Here is a 15,147-nt window from a genome sequence, read left to right as displayed (position 1 = left end):
AGATCACTTTTCCTTGAGGATGGTTTTCACCAGTGCCTCGTGACCGCTCTTGTCGCTGGCTCGGGAAATCACCTGGACCAGCGCCATACGCGTGCCGGAACCGGCCAGCAACGTGGTGTTGAGAGTCTGGCCGCCGCCCTGGGTGGCGGTGCTGTCGACCTGACGCAAGCCCAGGCCGTTACCTTTCTGGGTCAGGCTCTTTTCGCTGAGCTTGTTGAAGTCCGGCAGGGCCTTGCGTTGGGCGTCGATGAAATCGGAGACGGTGCCGTCGAGGAACGTACTGTCGTTGTCCTTGACGTTGTTGCCTTCGGGAATCTGGTTTTCGGCGACGATGACCACAGTCTTGGTGGCGTCGTTGCTGTACATGGTGCCCTTCGCACCGGTCGGCCCGGCCGGCAGCGGGTCGCCGACAAAGCCCTTGGGCAGGACAAAACTGAATTTGCCGTCGAGCATCGAGACTTTCTCGGTGACAGCCTTCTCTTTGGCTTTGGCTGCCTGAGCATTGATGGCACCGAAACCGGCCACCGCCGCCAACAACAGGACGACGGCTTTCTTGCTAAGCAATGACATTCGAATCTCCGAGGGATGGTCGCGCTTGGGCGGCGATCATCCCACGGAGCACACCCGGCACTCCAGAGCGGTTTGTCCGGGCGGGTTCAGTTCGGCGACGGTGCCGGCGCGGGTTTGGCCAGCAACTGCCGGGTGACGCCCAGCATCGCCACCGAAACGGCCACGGCCACCACGAAACCGCCGAAACCCAGATTGGGAACCGTCAGCGCCAGCACCAGACAAAACGCCGAAAACGAATACATCCCCGTCGCTGTCGCCCGCAACAACGCGGCGGTAAACGCCGGGCCACGGGTCTGCTGGGAAAACACCGCCATCACGCTGCCGAGCACCGGGAACACCGCGAGCAGACCGCTCCAGCGCTCGCCGACGGTGCTGGCCTGCATCGTCACCACCAGCGTGAGCGCGGCCCCGGCGATCATCCGCCAGACCAGTTTGTCCGACTTCGGCGCCGGGCCACTTACCACCGGTTGCACCTTGGGAAACAGGTATGGCGCGGCAAGCAGGGCAGTTGCAGCGGCGGCAATCGAGAAGGGCAGAGAGGCCGGTATCAGCGACAGGATCAACGCCAGCACGGCCCAGACCGATAAAGAAACCACCAACGCCAGCGGCCAGCTCGCCCGCTGCGCCACCTGCGCGTAAGTGATGCAAAACGCGATCATCGCAAACATGGCCGACAGCGCCGCCACCGCCGATTGCGCGGCAAACGCCGGGCCTTGCTCGATGGCGAGGAAAAACAGAATCGGCCCGACCACCACTGGCAACCCCGACAGCCACCCGGCGACGCTGGGGCCCCAACGCTTGCCCGCGAGGGAAATCAGCAGCAGGAAACCGGGAATCAGCAGCAGTTTGAGGATCAGCACGCAGGTGTCTCCTTCGGGTCAATAAGGGCCACGTTAGCACTGTGGTTCACGGATTGCTGTATATGCATGCAAAACATGTATACAAAATGACGAGCGCAATAGCCGACTATGCTCTGAGTATCAGGGTTTACCGGAGTCGATACCGCGATGAGCAATACACCGAAGTTGTTGCGTGGATGCTGCGGGATCGGCTTGTGGGCGTTGTTGCTGACACCCACCTGGGCCAGTTGGCAGGACGCGGTGCCCGGCGCGCAGATCATCGGCACCGGCGATTTCAGCGTGTTCGGTTTCGACGTTTACAACGCCCGGTTGTGGAGCGCCGCGCGTCCATTGGCCGATGGTCAGCCCTTCGCCCTGGAGCTGATCTATCGGCGTAGCGTGTCCCGCGAAGATTTGGTCAAGGCCAGCGTCGACGAGATCAAACGCCTGGCAGGCGCCTCCATCAATCCTGCGCAACTGGCGGTGTGGCAGGCCCAGATGCAGCAATCGTTCGTCGACGTGCAGGCCGGCACGCGGATCACCGGGGTGTATCTGCCAGGGCAGGGCGCGCGGTTTTTTGTTGGCCAACAGTTGCAGCACGAGATCAATGACCCTCTGTTCGCCCAGGCTTTTTTCAATATCTGGCTGGATCCACGCACGCGCAATCCCGAACTGCGCCAGCAACTGCTGGGTACTGCCAAACCCTGATCGCAGCACATCTGCGCTTGGGCGCACCGACTGAAACGTCTAAGCTGCGTCTTTCGACTTGTTTCTGGATGTGTGCGTGAAATTCAGCTTGCCCAAAATCGCTACGGCGCCGTTCTGCCCGCCGGAAGTGGCCGGCAGTGTTCCGGTCGATCCCAACGCCTCGTTCTTCAAACGCGTGCTGCGCTTTGCCGGCCCCGGTTTGCTGGTGTCGATCGGCTACATGGACCCGGGCAACTGGGCCACCGCCATCGAGGCCGGTTCGCGCTTCGGTTACAGCCTGTTGTTCGTGGTATTGCTGGCGAGCCTGGCGGGCATGGTTGTGCAATGCCTGTGCTCGCGGCTGGGCATCGCCACCGGGCGCGATCTGGCGCAGCTGTCCCGCGAACGCTACAGCACCCCGACGGCGCGGCTGCAATGGGTGCTGGCGGAAATCTCGATCATCGCTACCGACCTTGCGGAAGTGCTCGGCTGCGCGCTGGCGTTTCACCTGTTACTGGGTTGTTCGCTGACGTTCGGCATCGCCCTGACCGCATTCGATACGTTGCTGGTGCTGGCCCTGCAAAACCGCGGTTTCCGCCGGCTGGAGGCGATCATGCTGGTGCTGGTGGGCACCATCGGCGCGTGCTTCTTTGTCGAGTTGCTGCTGATCAAACCGTACTGGCCGGATGTCGCCCAAGGCTTCACACCGTCGCTGTCGGCGATCAGCGATGCTGCGCCGTTGTACCTGGCTATCGGCATCCTCGGTGCCACGGTGATGCCACACAACCTGTACCTGCACACCTCGATCGTGCAGACGCGGCTGATCGGCAAGGATCTGGCCAGCAAGCAGGATGCGGTGAAACTGGCGCGCATCGACACCATCGGTTCGCTGGCGCTGGCGTTGCTGGTCAACGCGGCGATCCTGATACTCGCGGCGGCCGCTTTTCATCAGTCCGGGCACACCGACGTGGTCGACATCCAGGACGCCTATCACTTGCTCGATCCACTGGTGGGCGGCGCGCTGGCCAGTGTGCTGTTCGGCGTGGCGCTGCTGGCGTCGGGGCAGAGCTCAACCTTCACCGGCACCATCGCCGGGCAAGTGATCATGGAAGGCTATCTGAACCTGCGGATTCCCTGCTGGCAACGACGCCTGATCACCCGTGGGCTGGCGCTGATCCCGGCATTCATCGGCGTGTGGCTGATGGGCGACGGCGCGGTGGGCAAGTTGCTGGTGCTGAGTCAGGTGGTGCTGAGCCTGCAATTGCCGTTTGCGCTGTATCCGCTGATTCGCATGACCAACGACAAGCAACTGATGGGGCCGTTTGTGAACCGGTTGCCGACCAAGGTGCTCGCGTGGGGATTGTTTGTGGTGATCAGCGGGGCGAATGCCTGGTTGATTCTGCAGCTGGCGGCCTAACGGCCAAACGCTTCCACCACAAAATCAATGAACACCCGGGTCTTGGCCGGCAGCAAAGTGCGGCTGGGGTAGTACAGCGAAATCGCGCCGGCATCGCATTGCCAGTCGGGCAACAGTCGCACCAGTTCACCGCGTTCGATCTGCGCACTGACATCGGGCAGCACCAGCATCGTCACGCCCAGACCCAACAACGCCGCGGTGCGCATGGCCATCGGGTCATTCAGGACGATGTTCGGGTTGAGCAGGGCGCTGGCCTGTTCGCCGGCTTCGTTGTGCATCTGCCATTGGCGCAGGCGCCCGGTGCGCAGGCCGCGCATGACGATGCCGTGGTGATCGGCGAGATCAGCCGGATGTCGCGGCAGTGTGCGGCCGGCCAGATACGTCGGCGACGCCACCGCCAGCACTTCGGCGGACGACAATGGCCGGGCGACCACGCCGGGCGTCAGTTCGAAGCCGCCACCAATCGCCACGTCGTAGCCCTCGGCGATCAGATCCACCTGACGATTCTCGAAGTGCCATTCCGGGCGAATCAGCGGATAGCGCGCCAGAAACTCCGGCAGCAGCGGCAGCATGTGATCGATGCCGAACGTCGGCGGCAGGCTGATCTTGAGCACGCCTGCCGGCTCGCCGCGCTCGGTCGCCACCGTCGCAATCGCTGCCTGCAAGGCGTCGAGGTTGCCGCCGATGCTCGCCAGAAAACCTTCACCTGCCTCGGTCAACGACAGCTTGTGGGTCGAGCGTTGAAACAGCCGCACGCCGAGGTTGCGTTCAAGAATGGCCACGTTGCGACTGACCGCCGCCGGGGTCAGCGCCAGCAACCGTGCGGCGGCGGAGAAGCTGCCGGTCTCGGCGCTGCGGACGAAAGATTCCAGATTGGCAAGGGTTTCCATAGGTTCGACCTGATAGCGATGCTTGAAGATCATTCAAGACATTACCGGCTAATCAAGTGGGAATGGCAAGCGCAAGATTCGTTTCGAGTCTTACCCCCACTTTGAGGAGAACACCATGAGCACTATCGGAATCATCGGCGCTGGCGCCATCGGTTCAGCGTTTGCCAAAGCCTTGTCGCGTCAGGGCATCCCGTTGGTCATCGCCAACAGTCGCGGGCCGGAGACCCTGGCCGAGCTGGTCGCGGAACTCGGCCCGACTGCCCGTGCCGTTACCCGTGAAGAAGCAGCGGCTCAAGACATCGTGCTGGTCGCGGTGAACTGGTCGAAACTGCCGGCCGCACTGGCCGGGCTCCCGGACTTCGGTGGACGGATCGTTATCGACGCCAACAATTCGATTGAAGCGCCATCGTTCAAACCGGTGGATTTGCAGGGGCGGCCGTCCAGCGAAGTGTTCGCCGAATGGGTGCCGGGCGCGCGGGTGGTCAAGGCGTTCAACCACTTGCTGGCGCGTTTGCTGGAAGCGGATCCGGCGTCGGAGGGGGGCAAGCGTGTTCTGTTCCTGTCCGGCGATGATGCGCAGGCCAAGGCTGAGGTGGGAGCGCTGATCGATCAGCTCGGCTTCTTCGGTATCGATCTGGGCGAGTTGAGCGTGGGTGCGCGACTGGTGCAGTTCCCGGGCGGGCCCTTGCCGGTGCTGAATCTGGTGAAATTTGGCTGACGACCGGGCAAAAAAATACCCGGTGCGACGTGAGTCGTACCGGGTTTGTTGCCAACGGGCAGTGGATGTCGTGGATCCGCCGCCCGCTGTTGAACCTCTTTTGCGCTTAAGCGCGTTCCAGTGCCAGGGCCACGCCCTGACCGCCGCCGATGCACAGGGTCGCGAGACCCTTTTTCGCATCACGCTTGATCATTTCGTGGAGCAGGGTCACCAGCACGCGGCAGCCCGATGCACCGATCGGGTGACCGAGGGCGATGGCGCCGCCATTCACGTTGACCTTGTCCAGATCCCATTGCAGATCCTTGGCCACCGCCAGCGATTGCGCGGCGAAGGCTTCGTTGGCTTCGATCAGATCCAGCTGGCCGATGTTCCAGCCGGCCTTGTCCAGGCAGCGGCGAGTGGCGGACACCGGGCCGATGCCCATGATCGCCGGATCGACGCCCGCGTTGGCGTAGGCGGCGATTTTCGCCAGCACCGGCAGGCCCAGGGCCTTGGCTTTTTCGGCGCTCATCAGGATCACGGCGGCCGCGCCGTCGTTCAGCGACGAAGCGTTGCCGGCGGTGACGCTGCCGTCCTTCTTGAAGGCCGGACGCAGCTTGGCCAGGGATTCGGCGGTGGTGTCGCCGCGTGGCTGCTCGTCGACCTTGAACGCCACCGGATCGCCTTTGCGCTGCGGGATCAGGATCGGGGTGATCTCATCGACAAAACGACCGGCCTCGATGGCAGCGGCGGCTTTCTGTTGCGACGCAGCGGCGAAGGCGTCCTGCTGCTCGCGGCTGATCTCGTATTTCTCGACCAGATTCTCGGCGGTGATACCCATGTGGTAATTGTTGAACGCATCCCACAGGCCATCGCTGATCATGGTGTCGACGATTTGCGCGTGCCCCATGCGCAGACCGGTGCGCGCGCCCGGCATGACGTAGTTGGCCAGGCTCATGTTTTCCTGGCCACCGGCGATGATCACGTCCGCGTCGCCGCAGCGGATCGCCTGTGCACCGAGGTGCAGGGCCTTGAGACCCGAGCCGCAGACCTTGTTCAGGGTCATGGCCGGCACGGCGTGGGGCAGACCGGCCTTGATCGCCGACTGGCGCGCCGGGTTCTGGCCGGCGCCGGCGGTCAGTACCTGGCCCATGATCACTTCATCGACCTGAGCACCGTCCAGACCGGTCTGCTCAAGCAACTGGCGGATGACCGCTGCGCCCAGATCCACGGCGGAGACGGTGGCCAGCGATCCCTGGAAACTGCCGATCGCGGTACGCGTGGCAGCAACAATGACGACGTCTTGCATTTTCGAATTCCTCACTCGGCAGCGAACTGCATTTCCGGTACGTGATCCGGGACGATCAGTTTACCTGCGGTTTTGGCGACGATTTCCTCGACGCTGACGCCAGGTGCGCGTTCCTTGAGGACAAAAGCGCCATTTTCGATTTCCAGGTACGCAAGGTCAGTCAGGACGCGCTTGATGCAACCGGCGCCGGTCAGCGGCAGGCTGCACTGGCTCAGCAACTTGGACTCACCGTCCTTGGACGCGTGGGTCATGATGACGATGATGTTGTCGGCGCCGGCCACCAGGTCCATCGCGCCGCCCATGCCCTTGACCAGTTTGCCGGGGATCATCCACGAGGCGATGTTGCCTTGCACGTCGACTTCGAAGGCGCCGAGCACGGTCAGGTCGACGTGGCCGCCGCGGATCATCGCGAAGGACTCGGCGGAGTTGAAGATCGACGCGCCGATACGGGCGGTTACGGTCTGTTTGCCGGCATTGATCATGTCGGCGTCGATGGTGTCTTCAGTCGGGAAAGGCCCCATGCCGAGCAGGCCGTTTTCCGATTGCAGCATGACTTCCATGCCTTCGGGGATGTAGTTGGCGACCAGGGTCGGAATGCCGATACCGAGGTTCACGTAGTAGCCGTCCTGCATTTCGCGGGCGACGCGTTGAGCCATTTGTTCGCGGGTAAGTGCCATGTTCTTGTTCTCCGTCAGCCTGGATTATTTGCGGATGGTGCGTTGTTCGATGCGTTTTTCGAACGTGCCGCAAATGACCCGGTCGACGTAGATGCCGGGGGTGTGGATCTGCGACGGATCCAGTTCGCCGGGTTCGACGATTTCTTCGACTTCGACCACGGTGATCTTGCCGGCGGTAGCGGCCAGCGGGTTGAAATTCTGGGCGGTGTGGCGGTAGATGACGTTGCCGAAATGGTCGGCTTTCCAGCCTTTGACGATGGCGAAGTCGCCGGTGATGGACTCTTCCATCAGGTACTTGCGACCGTGGAACTCACGCACTTCCTTGCCTTCGGCGACCGGAGTGCCGACGCCGGTGGCGGTAAAGAAGGCCGGGATGCCGGCACCGCCTGCGCGCATTTTTTCGGCGAGGGTGCCTTGCGGGGTCAGGACGACTTCGATGTCGCCTTTGAGCAGTTGCTCTTCGAACAGTTTGTTTTCGCCGACGTAGGAGGCGACCACCTTGCTGATCTGGCGGTCGGTCAGCAGCACGCCGAGGCCGAAGCCATCAACGCCGCAGTTGTTGGAGACGACGGTGAGGTCGCGGGTGCCCTTGCGCTTGATCTCGGCGATCAGGTTTTCCGGGATGCCGCACAGGCCGAAGCCGCCGGCGATCACGGTCATGCCGTCTTCAAGACCTGCCATGGCTTCCTCGTAGGAATACACGCGCTTGTCGAAACCTGCCATATGCACCTCTTTTATTGTTTGTCGGGCGGCTGGCTAGCCGAATGACTGGAGTGTCGCGCTGAAGGATATATTTGTTAAGTTGATTTTTAAGGTTGATTGATTGATAAAGCTCAATAATTGACCTCGTTGATCGTTCCCACGCTCTGCGTGGGAATGCCTCTAGGGACGCTCCGCGTCCCAGTGACGCGGAGCGTCACGGGCTGCGTTACCACGCGGACGGTTCGACGCCTCGACGTGGGAACGATCAATGAGGTGTTCAGCTTAGTCCCTTGAGTGAATCGTTCATGACCATCAAGCAGATCCGCGCTTTTCTCGCCGTGGCCCAGAGCCTGAGCTTTGCCGTGGCCTGCGAGCGCCTGCACCTGTCTCAATCGGCGCTGAGCCTGACCATCAAGGCGCTGGAAGAAGGTCTGGGCGGGCGCCTGTTCAGCCGCAACACGCGCAACGTGGCGCTGACCCCGGAGGGCGAATCGCTGCTGCCGCTGGCCCGGCGCCTGATCGCCGACTGGGACAACGCCGAAGACGAAATGCGCCAGCGCTTCAGCCTGCAGCGTGGGCGGGTGACGCTGGCGGCGATGCCGTCGTTTGCCGGTAACCTGCTGCCGCCGATCCTCAAGACCTTCCGCGCGCGCTATCCAAACGTCAACGTGACAGTCAACGACGTGATCAACGAGCAAGTGCTGGAAATGGTGCGCGATCGTCAGGTCGAACTCGGCGTGGCGTTCGAGCCGATGCAGAGCACTTCGCTGACGTTCACGCCGCTTTACCGCGATCGCTTTGTCGCCGTCGTGCCGCAGGATTCGTCGCTGGCCGACCGTAGCGACATTGATTGGCAGACCTTGCTGCAGGAACCGTTCATCACCCTGCAACGACCGTCCACGGTTCGGGTGATGCTGGAGGAACACTTGCAGGCCCGGGGCATGAAACTGCCGGTGGAATTTGAAAGCCATCAACTGGCGACAGTCGGGCGCATGGTGGCGAGTGGGCTAGGCGTCAGTGCGGTGCCGGCGTTGTGTGCCGGGCAGATGCGCGAGTTGGGCGCGCATTGCCTGACCTTGCACGAGCCCGTGGTTGAGCGGGCGATAGGCGTGCTGACGGATCCGGGGAATGAACTGTCGGCGGCGGCGCAGGCGCTTTTTGACATTCTGAAGGCTGAGCACTGACTTTGGGAAATCACGAAGTCAGGCGTTGAGTCAGTAGCGGCAATAGCTGTTCGCAGGACGCTTCAATCTTCAAATCCAGCAACTCATCCGCCCGCGTCTTCCCCAGATTGATCGCAATCAGCGGCTTGCCCCGATCCGCAATCACCCGGCACAGGCGAAACGCCGAATACGCCATCAACGACGAACCCACCACCAGCATCCCGGCGGCATTTTCCGCCAGCGCCATGGCCCGCGCTGCTGTCGGCTGCGCCACGTTCTCGCCAAAAAACACCACGTCCGGTTTCATCCGTTCGCCTGCGCAATGCGGGCAGTGCGGCACCTGGAAGCGCGCCTCGAAGGCCGGATCGAGCAGAGTGTCGCCGTCCGGCGCCTGCACGGCATCGACGCCGGCCAGATACGGGTTCTGCGTTTCCATCAATTGCTGAATCGAATCCCGCTCGCTGCGCTGACCGCAATCCAGACACAGAACCCGGTGCAGGCTGCCGTGCAGTTCGATGACGTCGTGACTGCCGGCCTGATCGTGCAGGGTGTCGACATTCTGGGTAATCAGGCCGCCAATCCGCCCTTGGCTTTGCAGACTGGCCAACGCCTCATGGGCCGCGTTCGGCCGTGCCTGGCGCACGCGCGGCCAGCCGAGCATGGCCCGGGCCCAGTAGCGCCGACGCGATTCCGGGGCGGCGAGGAATTCCTGGTACATCATCGGCTGCCGGCCACGGCGTACGCCGTCGGTGTCGCGGTAGTCCGGGATGCCCGACGGCGTGCTGATGCCGGCGCCGGTCAGCACAATGAAGTCGCCATCGGCCATGATTTGTTGCAGAGAGTCGAGCGGGTCGGGGAGGGGACGGTCGAGCATGATCAGCGCTCCGCAGGCTGTAAGTGCCTTGCAGGTTAGCACCGACGGACACCTCTTTTCAGAGGCGTCCGCTGCCCGAGGTTATTTGCGAGCCTCCAGAATCAGGTTGAACGGCGTCTGCGTCGCACGCCGGAAGTGTTTGAACCCCGCTTCGGTAAACACCTTGCGCAAGCGCGACTCGCCCGCCTGCGCGCCGAGACCGAGTCCTACTTCCTGGGACAGCGAGTTTGGCGTGCAGATGAACGTCGACGCGGCATAGAACAAGCGCCCGACCGGCGTGATGTTTTCGTCCAGGGTGTCGTTGGCAAACGGTTCGACCAGCAGTACCGTGCCGTCGTCTTTCAAGGATTTAAACGCATGCTTTGCCGCACCGACCGGATCGCCCATGTCGTGCAGGCAGTCGAAATAGCAGATCAGGTCATAGTCATCGCCGGGGTAGCTTTTCGCCGTGCCCTGGAAGAACCGCGCGCGATTGCTGACACCGCCTTCTTCGGCCCGTTGGGTGGCGACGGTGATCGAAGGCGCGTGATAGTCGAAGCCGACGAACCGCGAGTTGGGATACGCCTGGGCCATGATCACCGTGGACGCACCGTGACCGCAGCCGATGTCGGCGACCTTGGCACCTTCTTCGAGTTTGGCAACCACGCCGTCCAGCGCCGGCAGCCACTCGGCGATCAAATGCCCCTTGTAGCCGGGACGAAAGAAGCGCTCGGTGCCGGTGAACATGCACGGATGGTGATCGCCCCAGGGCAGGGCGCCGTTGCCGCGCATGGCCTTGACCAGTTTGTCCTTGTCATGGAAAAACGACGCCACCACCCCGAGGCCGCCGGCCACGTACACCGGCGAATCCTCCTTGGCCAGGGCCAGCGCCTGTTCTTCCGGCAGGCGGAATTTGCCGTCGTGGTGTTCCATGTAGCCGGACGCCGCGTGGGCGCTCAGCCATTCGCGCACCAGTCGCGGGTTGCAGGTGGTTTTTGCAGCGAGGGATTCGGGGCTGATCGGCTGGCTGTCGGCCATGGCCCGGTACAGGCCGAGTTCTTCGCCGACAATGACATTGGCCAGCATCGCCGCGCCGCCCATGTCGTTGACCAGTTTGCCCATGAATTCGTTGAGTCTGGCCTCGTCCATTTCATGTGCTCCTTTGACAGGATCACAGTCCGGTGGCGTTGGGGGTCGAGGCATTCACCACCGGGCGGTGGTCGTGGAAACGGGCAGGGCGACACTGCTGTCCTGCGTCCCCCTCGACTGGGTACTGATTGAGTCTAGCCGCTGTTGGCGCCGGCGGGAGCGGGCTGCGGGGATTTCGGGTTGTGTATCGCGACGGTGTCTGTATCCCTCTGTGTACAGACCCGCCGCCGATACAAATCCCGCCACTTCCCCCGCATTACCCACACAGCCGCGATACACCCGCCGGTTTAACTGAGCCTGTCAGTCGCCGCCCCCGGCGGCTCCTCAGCAGAGACCTTGCCCATGCAGACTCCCCACCCCACCTTGCAGGCCAGTGTCGGGCTCGGCCTGCGTCGCGGCCTGATGAAAGACCTGCAAGCCGCTCGCACCGGCGATTTCGACTTTCTGGAAGTCGCCCCGGAAAACTGGATCGGCGTCGGCGGCGCTCATGGCGCCGCGTTGCGTGAGCTGGCCGAGCGATATCCCTTGTCCTGTCACGGACTGTCGTTGTCGCTCGGTGGCTCGGCGCCGCTGGACGTCGTTTTCCTCCGGGAAGTGCGGACCTTCCTCGATCATCACAAAGTACCGCTGTACAGCGAACACCTGAGCTATTGCAGCGACGACGGTCACCTCTACGACCTGCTGCCGTTGCCGTTCACCGAAGAGGCGGTGCACCACGTCGCCGCACGGATCCGCCAGGCCCAGGACATCCTCGGTCGGCGACTGGCGGTGGAAAACGTTTCCTACTACGCCGCGCCTCGCCAGGACATGGACGAAGTGACCTTCACCAACGCCGTGCTGCGCGAGGCCGATTGCGACTTGCTTCTCGACGTGAACAACGTCTACGTCAACTCGATCAACCACGGTTTCGATCCGCAGACGTTCCTGGCCGCCATCGAGCCGGGCCGGGTGGTCGGGATGCACGTGGCCGGGCATTTCGACGAGTCCGACACACTGAAGATCGACACCCATGGCGCCTCGGTCAAACCGGTGGTCTGGTCGTTGCTGGTCGACGCTTATGCCCGATTCGGCGCGCAGCCGACCTTGCTGGAGCGGGATTTCAATTTCCCCGCGTTCTCTGAACTGGTGGCCGAACTGCAAACCATCCGCCGCCTGCAAGCCGAAGGAGGCCCGCGTGGATAATCTTCTGCTGCAACAACAGGCCCTGACCCGCTATTTGCGCGATCCAGAACATGAAGCGCCACCCGCCGACATGAACGCGGCGCGGGTCAATGTCTATCGCGATCTGGTGTTCAACAATGTCTCGCAACTGCTGGGCAGCACATTTCCGGTGCTGATCCGGATCATCGGTCAGGAACGCTGGCGCATGTTGATCCGCGGCTTCCTGCGGGACTACCGCGCGCAGACGCCGAAATTCGGTGAGATCGCCGAGGAGTTTGTCGGCTACCTCGCCTCGGAACCTGCCGTGTTGAGCGAGGGCGACTGGCCGGCGTTTCTGGTGGAGCTGGCGCATTACGAATGGGTGGAAATGGTGTTGCAGCAGTCCGACGCCGAAGCCTTGCCGGCGAGCGATCCGGCGCACTTGCTGGATCGGCCGTTGCAGGTTTCGGCACTGGCCTGGCCGTTGGCGTACACCTGGCCGGTGCAAATCCTCAGCCCTGACCATCAACCGTCTACACCACCGGCCCAGCCAACGTTGTTGCTGGTACGGCGTGCGGTAGATTTCAGTGTGAAGTTTTCCGAGCTGAGCCCGCTGGCGTGGCGGTTGTTGCAGCGGATCGAGGAGTTCCCGTTGCTCAATGGTCGTGAGCAACTGCAAGGGTTGGCGTTGGAGGCGGGGTTGCCGGAAACAGTGTCATTCATGGACAGCGGTCTGGCGTTGTTGCAGCAACTGCATGAGGACGGAGTGATCGGCATCAACTGATCTCACCGACAACAAAAAGCCCTGTGAGAGCATTGGCTCCCACAGGGCTTTTTGTTGGTTCAGGCCTGTAGCGGCAATTTCAGCTCCGCACACAACCCGCCACCTTCGCGATTGCTCAGCGTCAGCGAACCGCCCAGCGCCAGTGCCAGTTGCTGGGCAATCGCCAGCCCCAGCCCGGTGCCTCCCGTGCTGCGGTTGCGCGAGTTCTCCACGCGGTAGAACGGCTCCATCACCTGGGCCAGTTCTTCTTCGGCGATGCCCGGGCCGCGATCCATGACCTTGATCGACAGGCTGTTCTTATCGCGTTGAATCAGCAGCTCGGCAGCGCCGGCGAACTTCAGCGCGTTGTCGGTCAGGTTGACCAGCACCCGGCGCAACGCGTGGGGGCGGGTGTCGATGACCGCCTCACTCTTGCCGCTCAACTGCACTTCCTTGCCCATGTCCTGATAGTCGAACACCAGGCTGTCGAGGAACGAATCCAGATTGGTGCGCCGGCTTTCCTCGGTCGAACCGTGGATGCTGCGGGCGTAGGCCACACCTTCGCGCACCAGATGTTCCATCTCGCCGAGGTCGTTCCACAGTTTGTCTTTCTCGGCCGAATCGTCCATGAACTCCGCCCGCAGTTTCATGCGGGTGATCGGGGTTTGCAGGTCATGAGAGATCGCCGCCAGCAGTTGCATGCGCTCTTTCAGGTACGCGGCGATGCGCGCCTGCATCGAGTTGAAGGCGCGGGCGGCGTAGGCCACTTCGTTCGGGCCTTTTTCGTCGAGGTTGATCGGGTGAGCGTTGGGGTCGAGGGTTTCCACGGCGTTGGCGAGGCGGGTGAGGGGGCGGATGGCGATGCGCACCGCCAGCCAGGTGCAGGCGAGCATCAGCGCCAGTTGCCCGAGCAACACCACCGGCAGCCATGGCGACAGCGGCACCATCGACGGGCGCACATCGATGGTCACCGGGCTGCCGTCGCTCAGGCGCAGGTGGCCCTGAAAGTGTTTTTTCGGGCCGGGAATATCGGTGAAGGTCAGCGGATAGGCCTCGCCAATTGCGTCGGTGATCGAGGTGACGGCAATCGGCACGTCCTGCGGATCCAGCGGTGTGCCCGGTTCGCCTTCGCTCAGCAGATAGCCGTAATTCTTGCGAGCCAGGCGTTTGAGCCACATTGGGCGTTCTTCGGCGGGCAGTCGGTCGAGGATGGCAATCGAGGTCGAAACGTCGGTTTCGAGGTTGCCGAGCATGGTGTTTTTCGCGCTTTCGTAGCGCTCGTAATATTGCGCGCCGAACGACAGCGCCTGAGCGAGGATCAGGCCGATCAGGAAAATCAGCGACAAGCGGGAGGCGAGGGTGCGCGGCCAGCGCAGGGCGAGATTCATGCGGGGGCTCCGAGGACTTCGACCGGCAGCGAGAACACATAGCCTTCGCTGCGCACGGTCTTGATGTAGGCCGGTTCACGGGCGTCATCCAGCAGGCGCTGGCGCAGACGGCTGACCAGCAGATCGATGGAGCGGTCGAACAGATCGGCGTCGCGGCCCTGGGTCAGATTCAGCAATTGATCGCGGCTCAACACCCGTTGCGGATGGTCGAGGAACACGCGCAACAGACGGTATTCCGCGCCACTCAGCGCGACCATGGTGCCGTCCTTGTCCAGCAGATGCCGAGCCGATGTGTCGAGCTGCCAGCGACCGAACGCCAGCAGCCGACCGCTTTCGGTGACCACCAGGTTCGGCGGCAGCATCCGGGTGCGGCGCAGCACGGCATTGATCCGCGCCAACAGTTCGCGGGCGGCGAAGGGTTTGGTCAGGTAGTCGTCGGCGCCCATTTCCAGGCCGAGGATGCGGTCGGTTTCATCATTGCGCGCGGTCAGCATCAGGATCGGTGTGGCCTTGTGTTTGCCCGAGCGCAATTCGCGGCACAGCAGCAGACCATCGTCGCCGGGCATCATGATGTCGAGCACGATCAGGTCGACGGTATTGGCTTCCAGAAAACTGCGCATCTGCCGGCCATCGGCAACCACCGTGGTGCGCAGGCCGTTCTTCTTCAGGTAATTGCCGACCAGTTCGCGAATCTCGCGGTCGTCGTCGACGATCAGGATGTGATCGACATGTTCCATGGGGCCAAACCTCAATCAAAGGGGATTGCCGGGCAGTCTATCGAGCCTGCGCGAGGCCGCCTGCCTGCCTTTGTATTGCAGTGTATCCAGCGCTGTGACGGATACACGCCGACGCAAAAAGCGGATTTTTACAGGGTTTTGTATCGCTGTGTATCCCGGGCGCGTG

The 15,147-nt window shown here is 62.6% G+C and carries 16 protein-coding genes; 6 read left to right on the top strand and 10 right to left on the bottom strand.

Annotated features, from left to right (window positions below; translation table 11 throughout):
• Nucleotides 1-3 precede the first annotated feature (3 nt).
• Together EIY71_RS22035 and EIY71_RS22030 are read right to left on the bottom strand one after the other, a co-directional pair.
• Nucleotides 4-570, bottom strand: coding sequence for a hypothetical protein (locus tag EIY71_RS22035; protein ID WP_102688459.1), 567 nt, complete (start codon nt 568-570; stop codon nt 4-6).
• Nucleotides 571-656: 86 nt separating this feature from the next.
• Nucleotides 657-1,430 (bottom strand): hypothetical protein, encoded by a 774-nt coding sequence (locus tag EIY71_RS22030; RefSeq protein ID WP_134023089.1) that lies wholly within the window; start codon nt 1,428-1,430, stop codon nt 657-659.
• 147 nt (nt 1,431-1,577) lie between these two features.
• On the opposite strand from EIY71_RS22030, the gene EIY71_RS22025 reads away from it, so the two are divergent.
• On the top strand, nt 1,578-2,117 hold the full coding sequence (locus tag EIY71_RS22025) for a chalcone isomerase family protein (protein WP_129974023.1): 540 nt from the start codon (nt 1,578-1,580) through the stop codon (nt 2,115-2,117).
• Nucleotides 2,118-2,193: 76 nt separating this feature from the next.
• Nucleotides 2,194-3,513: an Nramp family divalent metal transporter gene (locus EIY71_RS22020; protein ID WP_129974022.1), complete on the top strand. Its 1,320-nt coding sequence runs from the start codon at nt 2,194-2,196 to the stop codon at nt 3,511-3,513.
• On the opposite strand, the gene EIY71_RS22015 is transcribed toward EIY71_RS22020, so the two are convergent.
• Nucleotides 3,510-4,403 carry a LysR family transcriptional regulator gene (locus tag EIY71_RS22015; protein ID WP_134023101.1) on the bottom strand — a complete coding sequence of 298 codons (894 nt, stop codon included), beginning with the start codon at nt 4,401-4,403 and terminating at the stop codon, nt 3,510-3,512. The two genes, EIY71_RS22020 and EIY71_RS22015, sit on opposite strands and share 4 nt — an antisense overlap.
• Before the next feature lie 115 nt (nt 4,404-4,518).
• Between EIY71_RS22015 and EIY71_RS22010 the strand changes: the two genes are divergently transcribed.
• Nucleotides 4,519-5,121, top strand: a complete 603-nt coding sequence (locus tag EIY71_RS22010) for an NADPH-dependent F420 reductase (protein ID WP_129974021.1) — start codon at nt 4,519-4,521, stop codon at nt 5,119-5,121.
• A 106-nt stretch (nt 5,122-5,227) separates the two neighbouring features.
• On the opposite strand, the gene EIY71_RS22005 is transcribed toward EIY71_RS22010, so the two are convergent.
• The 3 genes from EIY71_RS22005 to EIY71_RS21995 are packed head-to-tail and all read right to left on the bottom strand — an operon-like array spanning nt 5,228 to nt 7,809.
• Entirely contained in the window at nt 5,228-6,409 is a 1,182-nt protein-coding gene (locus tag EIY71_RS22005) for an acetyl-CoA C-acetyltransferase (protein WP_129974020.1), read from the bottom strand.
• Between the two features lie 11 nt (nt 6,410-6,420).
• Nucleotides 6,421-7,086, bottom strand: a complete 666-nt coding sequence (locus EIY71_RS22000) for a CoA transferase subunit B (RefSeq protein ID WP_011333516.1) — start codon at nt 7,084-7,086, stop codon at nt 6,421-6,423.
• A gap of 24 nt (nt 7,087-7,110) precedes the next feature.
• The gene (locus EIY71_RS21995) at nt 7,111-7,809 is read right to left on the bottom strand and encodes a CoA transferase subunit A (RefSeq protein WP_064382369.1); all 699 of its coding nucleotides are present in this window, start codon (nt 7,807-7,809) and stop codon (nt 7,111-7,113) included.
• Between the two features lie 284 nt (nt 7,810-8,093).
• Between EIY71_RS21995 and EIY71_RS21990 the strand changes: the two genes are divergently transcribed.
• Nucleotides 8,094-8,972, top strand: coding sequence for a LysR family transcriptional regulator (locus EIY71_RS21990; protein WP_102718641.1), 879 nt, complete (start codon nt 8,094-8,096; stop codon nt 8,970-8,972).
• A 10-nt stretch (nt 8,973-8,982) separates the two neighbouring features.
• Here EIY71_RS21990 and EIY71_RS21985 read toward each other — a convergent pair whose 3' ends face one another.
• Nucleotides 8,983-9,825, bottom strand: coding sequence for an NAD-dependent protein deacetylase (locus tag EIY71_RS21985; protein WP_134023087.1), 843 nt, complete (start codon nt 9,823-9,825; stop codon nt 8,983-8,985).
• Between the two features lie 81 nt (nt 9,826-9,906).
• The gene (locus EIY71_RS21980) at nt 9,907-10,953 is read right to left on the bottom strand and encodes a class I SAM-dependent methyltransferase (protein WP_134023085.1); all 1,047 of its coding nucleotides are present in this window, start codon (nt 10,951-10,953) and stop codon (nt 9,907-9,909) included.
• Nucleotides 10,954-11,295: 342 nt separating this feature from the next.
• Between EIY71_RS21980 and EIY71_RS21975 the strand changes: the two genes are divergently transcribed.
• Nucleotides 11,296-12,135, top strand: a complete 840-nt coding sequence (locus EIY71_RS21975; RefSeq protein ID WP_134023083.1) for a DUF692 domain-containing protein — start codon at nt 11,296-11,298, stop codon at nt 12,133-12,135.
• Nucleotides 12,128-12,877 carry a DUF2063 domain-containing protein gene (locus EIY71_RS21970; RefSeq protein ID WP_134023081.1) on the top strand — a complete coding sequence of 250 codons (750 nt, stop codon included), beginning with the start codon at nt 12,128-12,130 and terminating at the stop codon, nt 12,875-12,877. Before EIY71_RS21975 ends, EIY71_RS21970 begins: the two co-directional genes overlap by 8 nt.
• A 59-nt stretch (nt 12,878-12,936) precedes the next feature.
• On the opposite strand, the gene EIY71_RS21965 is transcribed toward EIY71_RS21970, so the two are convergent.
• Complete coding sequence (locus EIY71_RS21965) at nt 12,937-14,244, bottom strand: ATP-binding protein (protein ID WP_134023079.1); 1,308 nt, start codon at nt 14,242-14,244, stop codon at nt 12,937-12,939.
• Nucleotides 14,241-14,981: a response regulator gene (locus tag EIY71_RS21960; RefSeq protein ID WP_011333526.1), complete on the bottom strand. Its 741-nt coding sequence runs from the start codon at nt 14,979-14,981 to the stop codon at nt 14,241-14,243. Before EIY71_RS21960 ends, EIY71_RS21965 begins: the two co-directional genes overlap by 4 nt.
• Nucleotides 14,982-15,147 lie beyond the last annotated feature (166 nt).

Origin of the sequence: Pseudomonas sp. CH235 (assembly GCF_004368175.1) — a bacterium.
Lineage (GTDB): Bacteria > Pseudomonadota > Gammaproteobacteria > Pseudomonadales > Pseudomonadaceae > Aquipseudomonas > Aquipseudomonas paraglycinae.
This window is presented reverse-complemented; position numbering and strand designations above follow the sequence as displayed.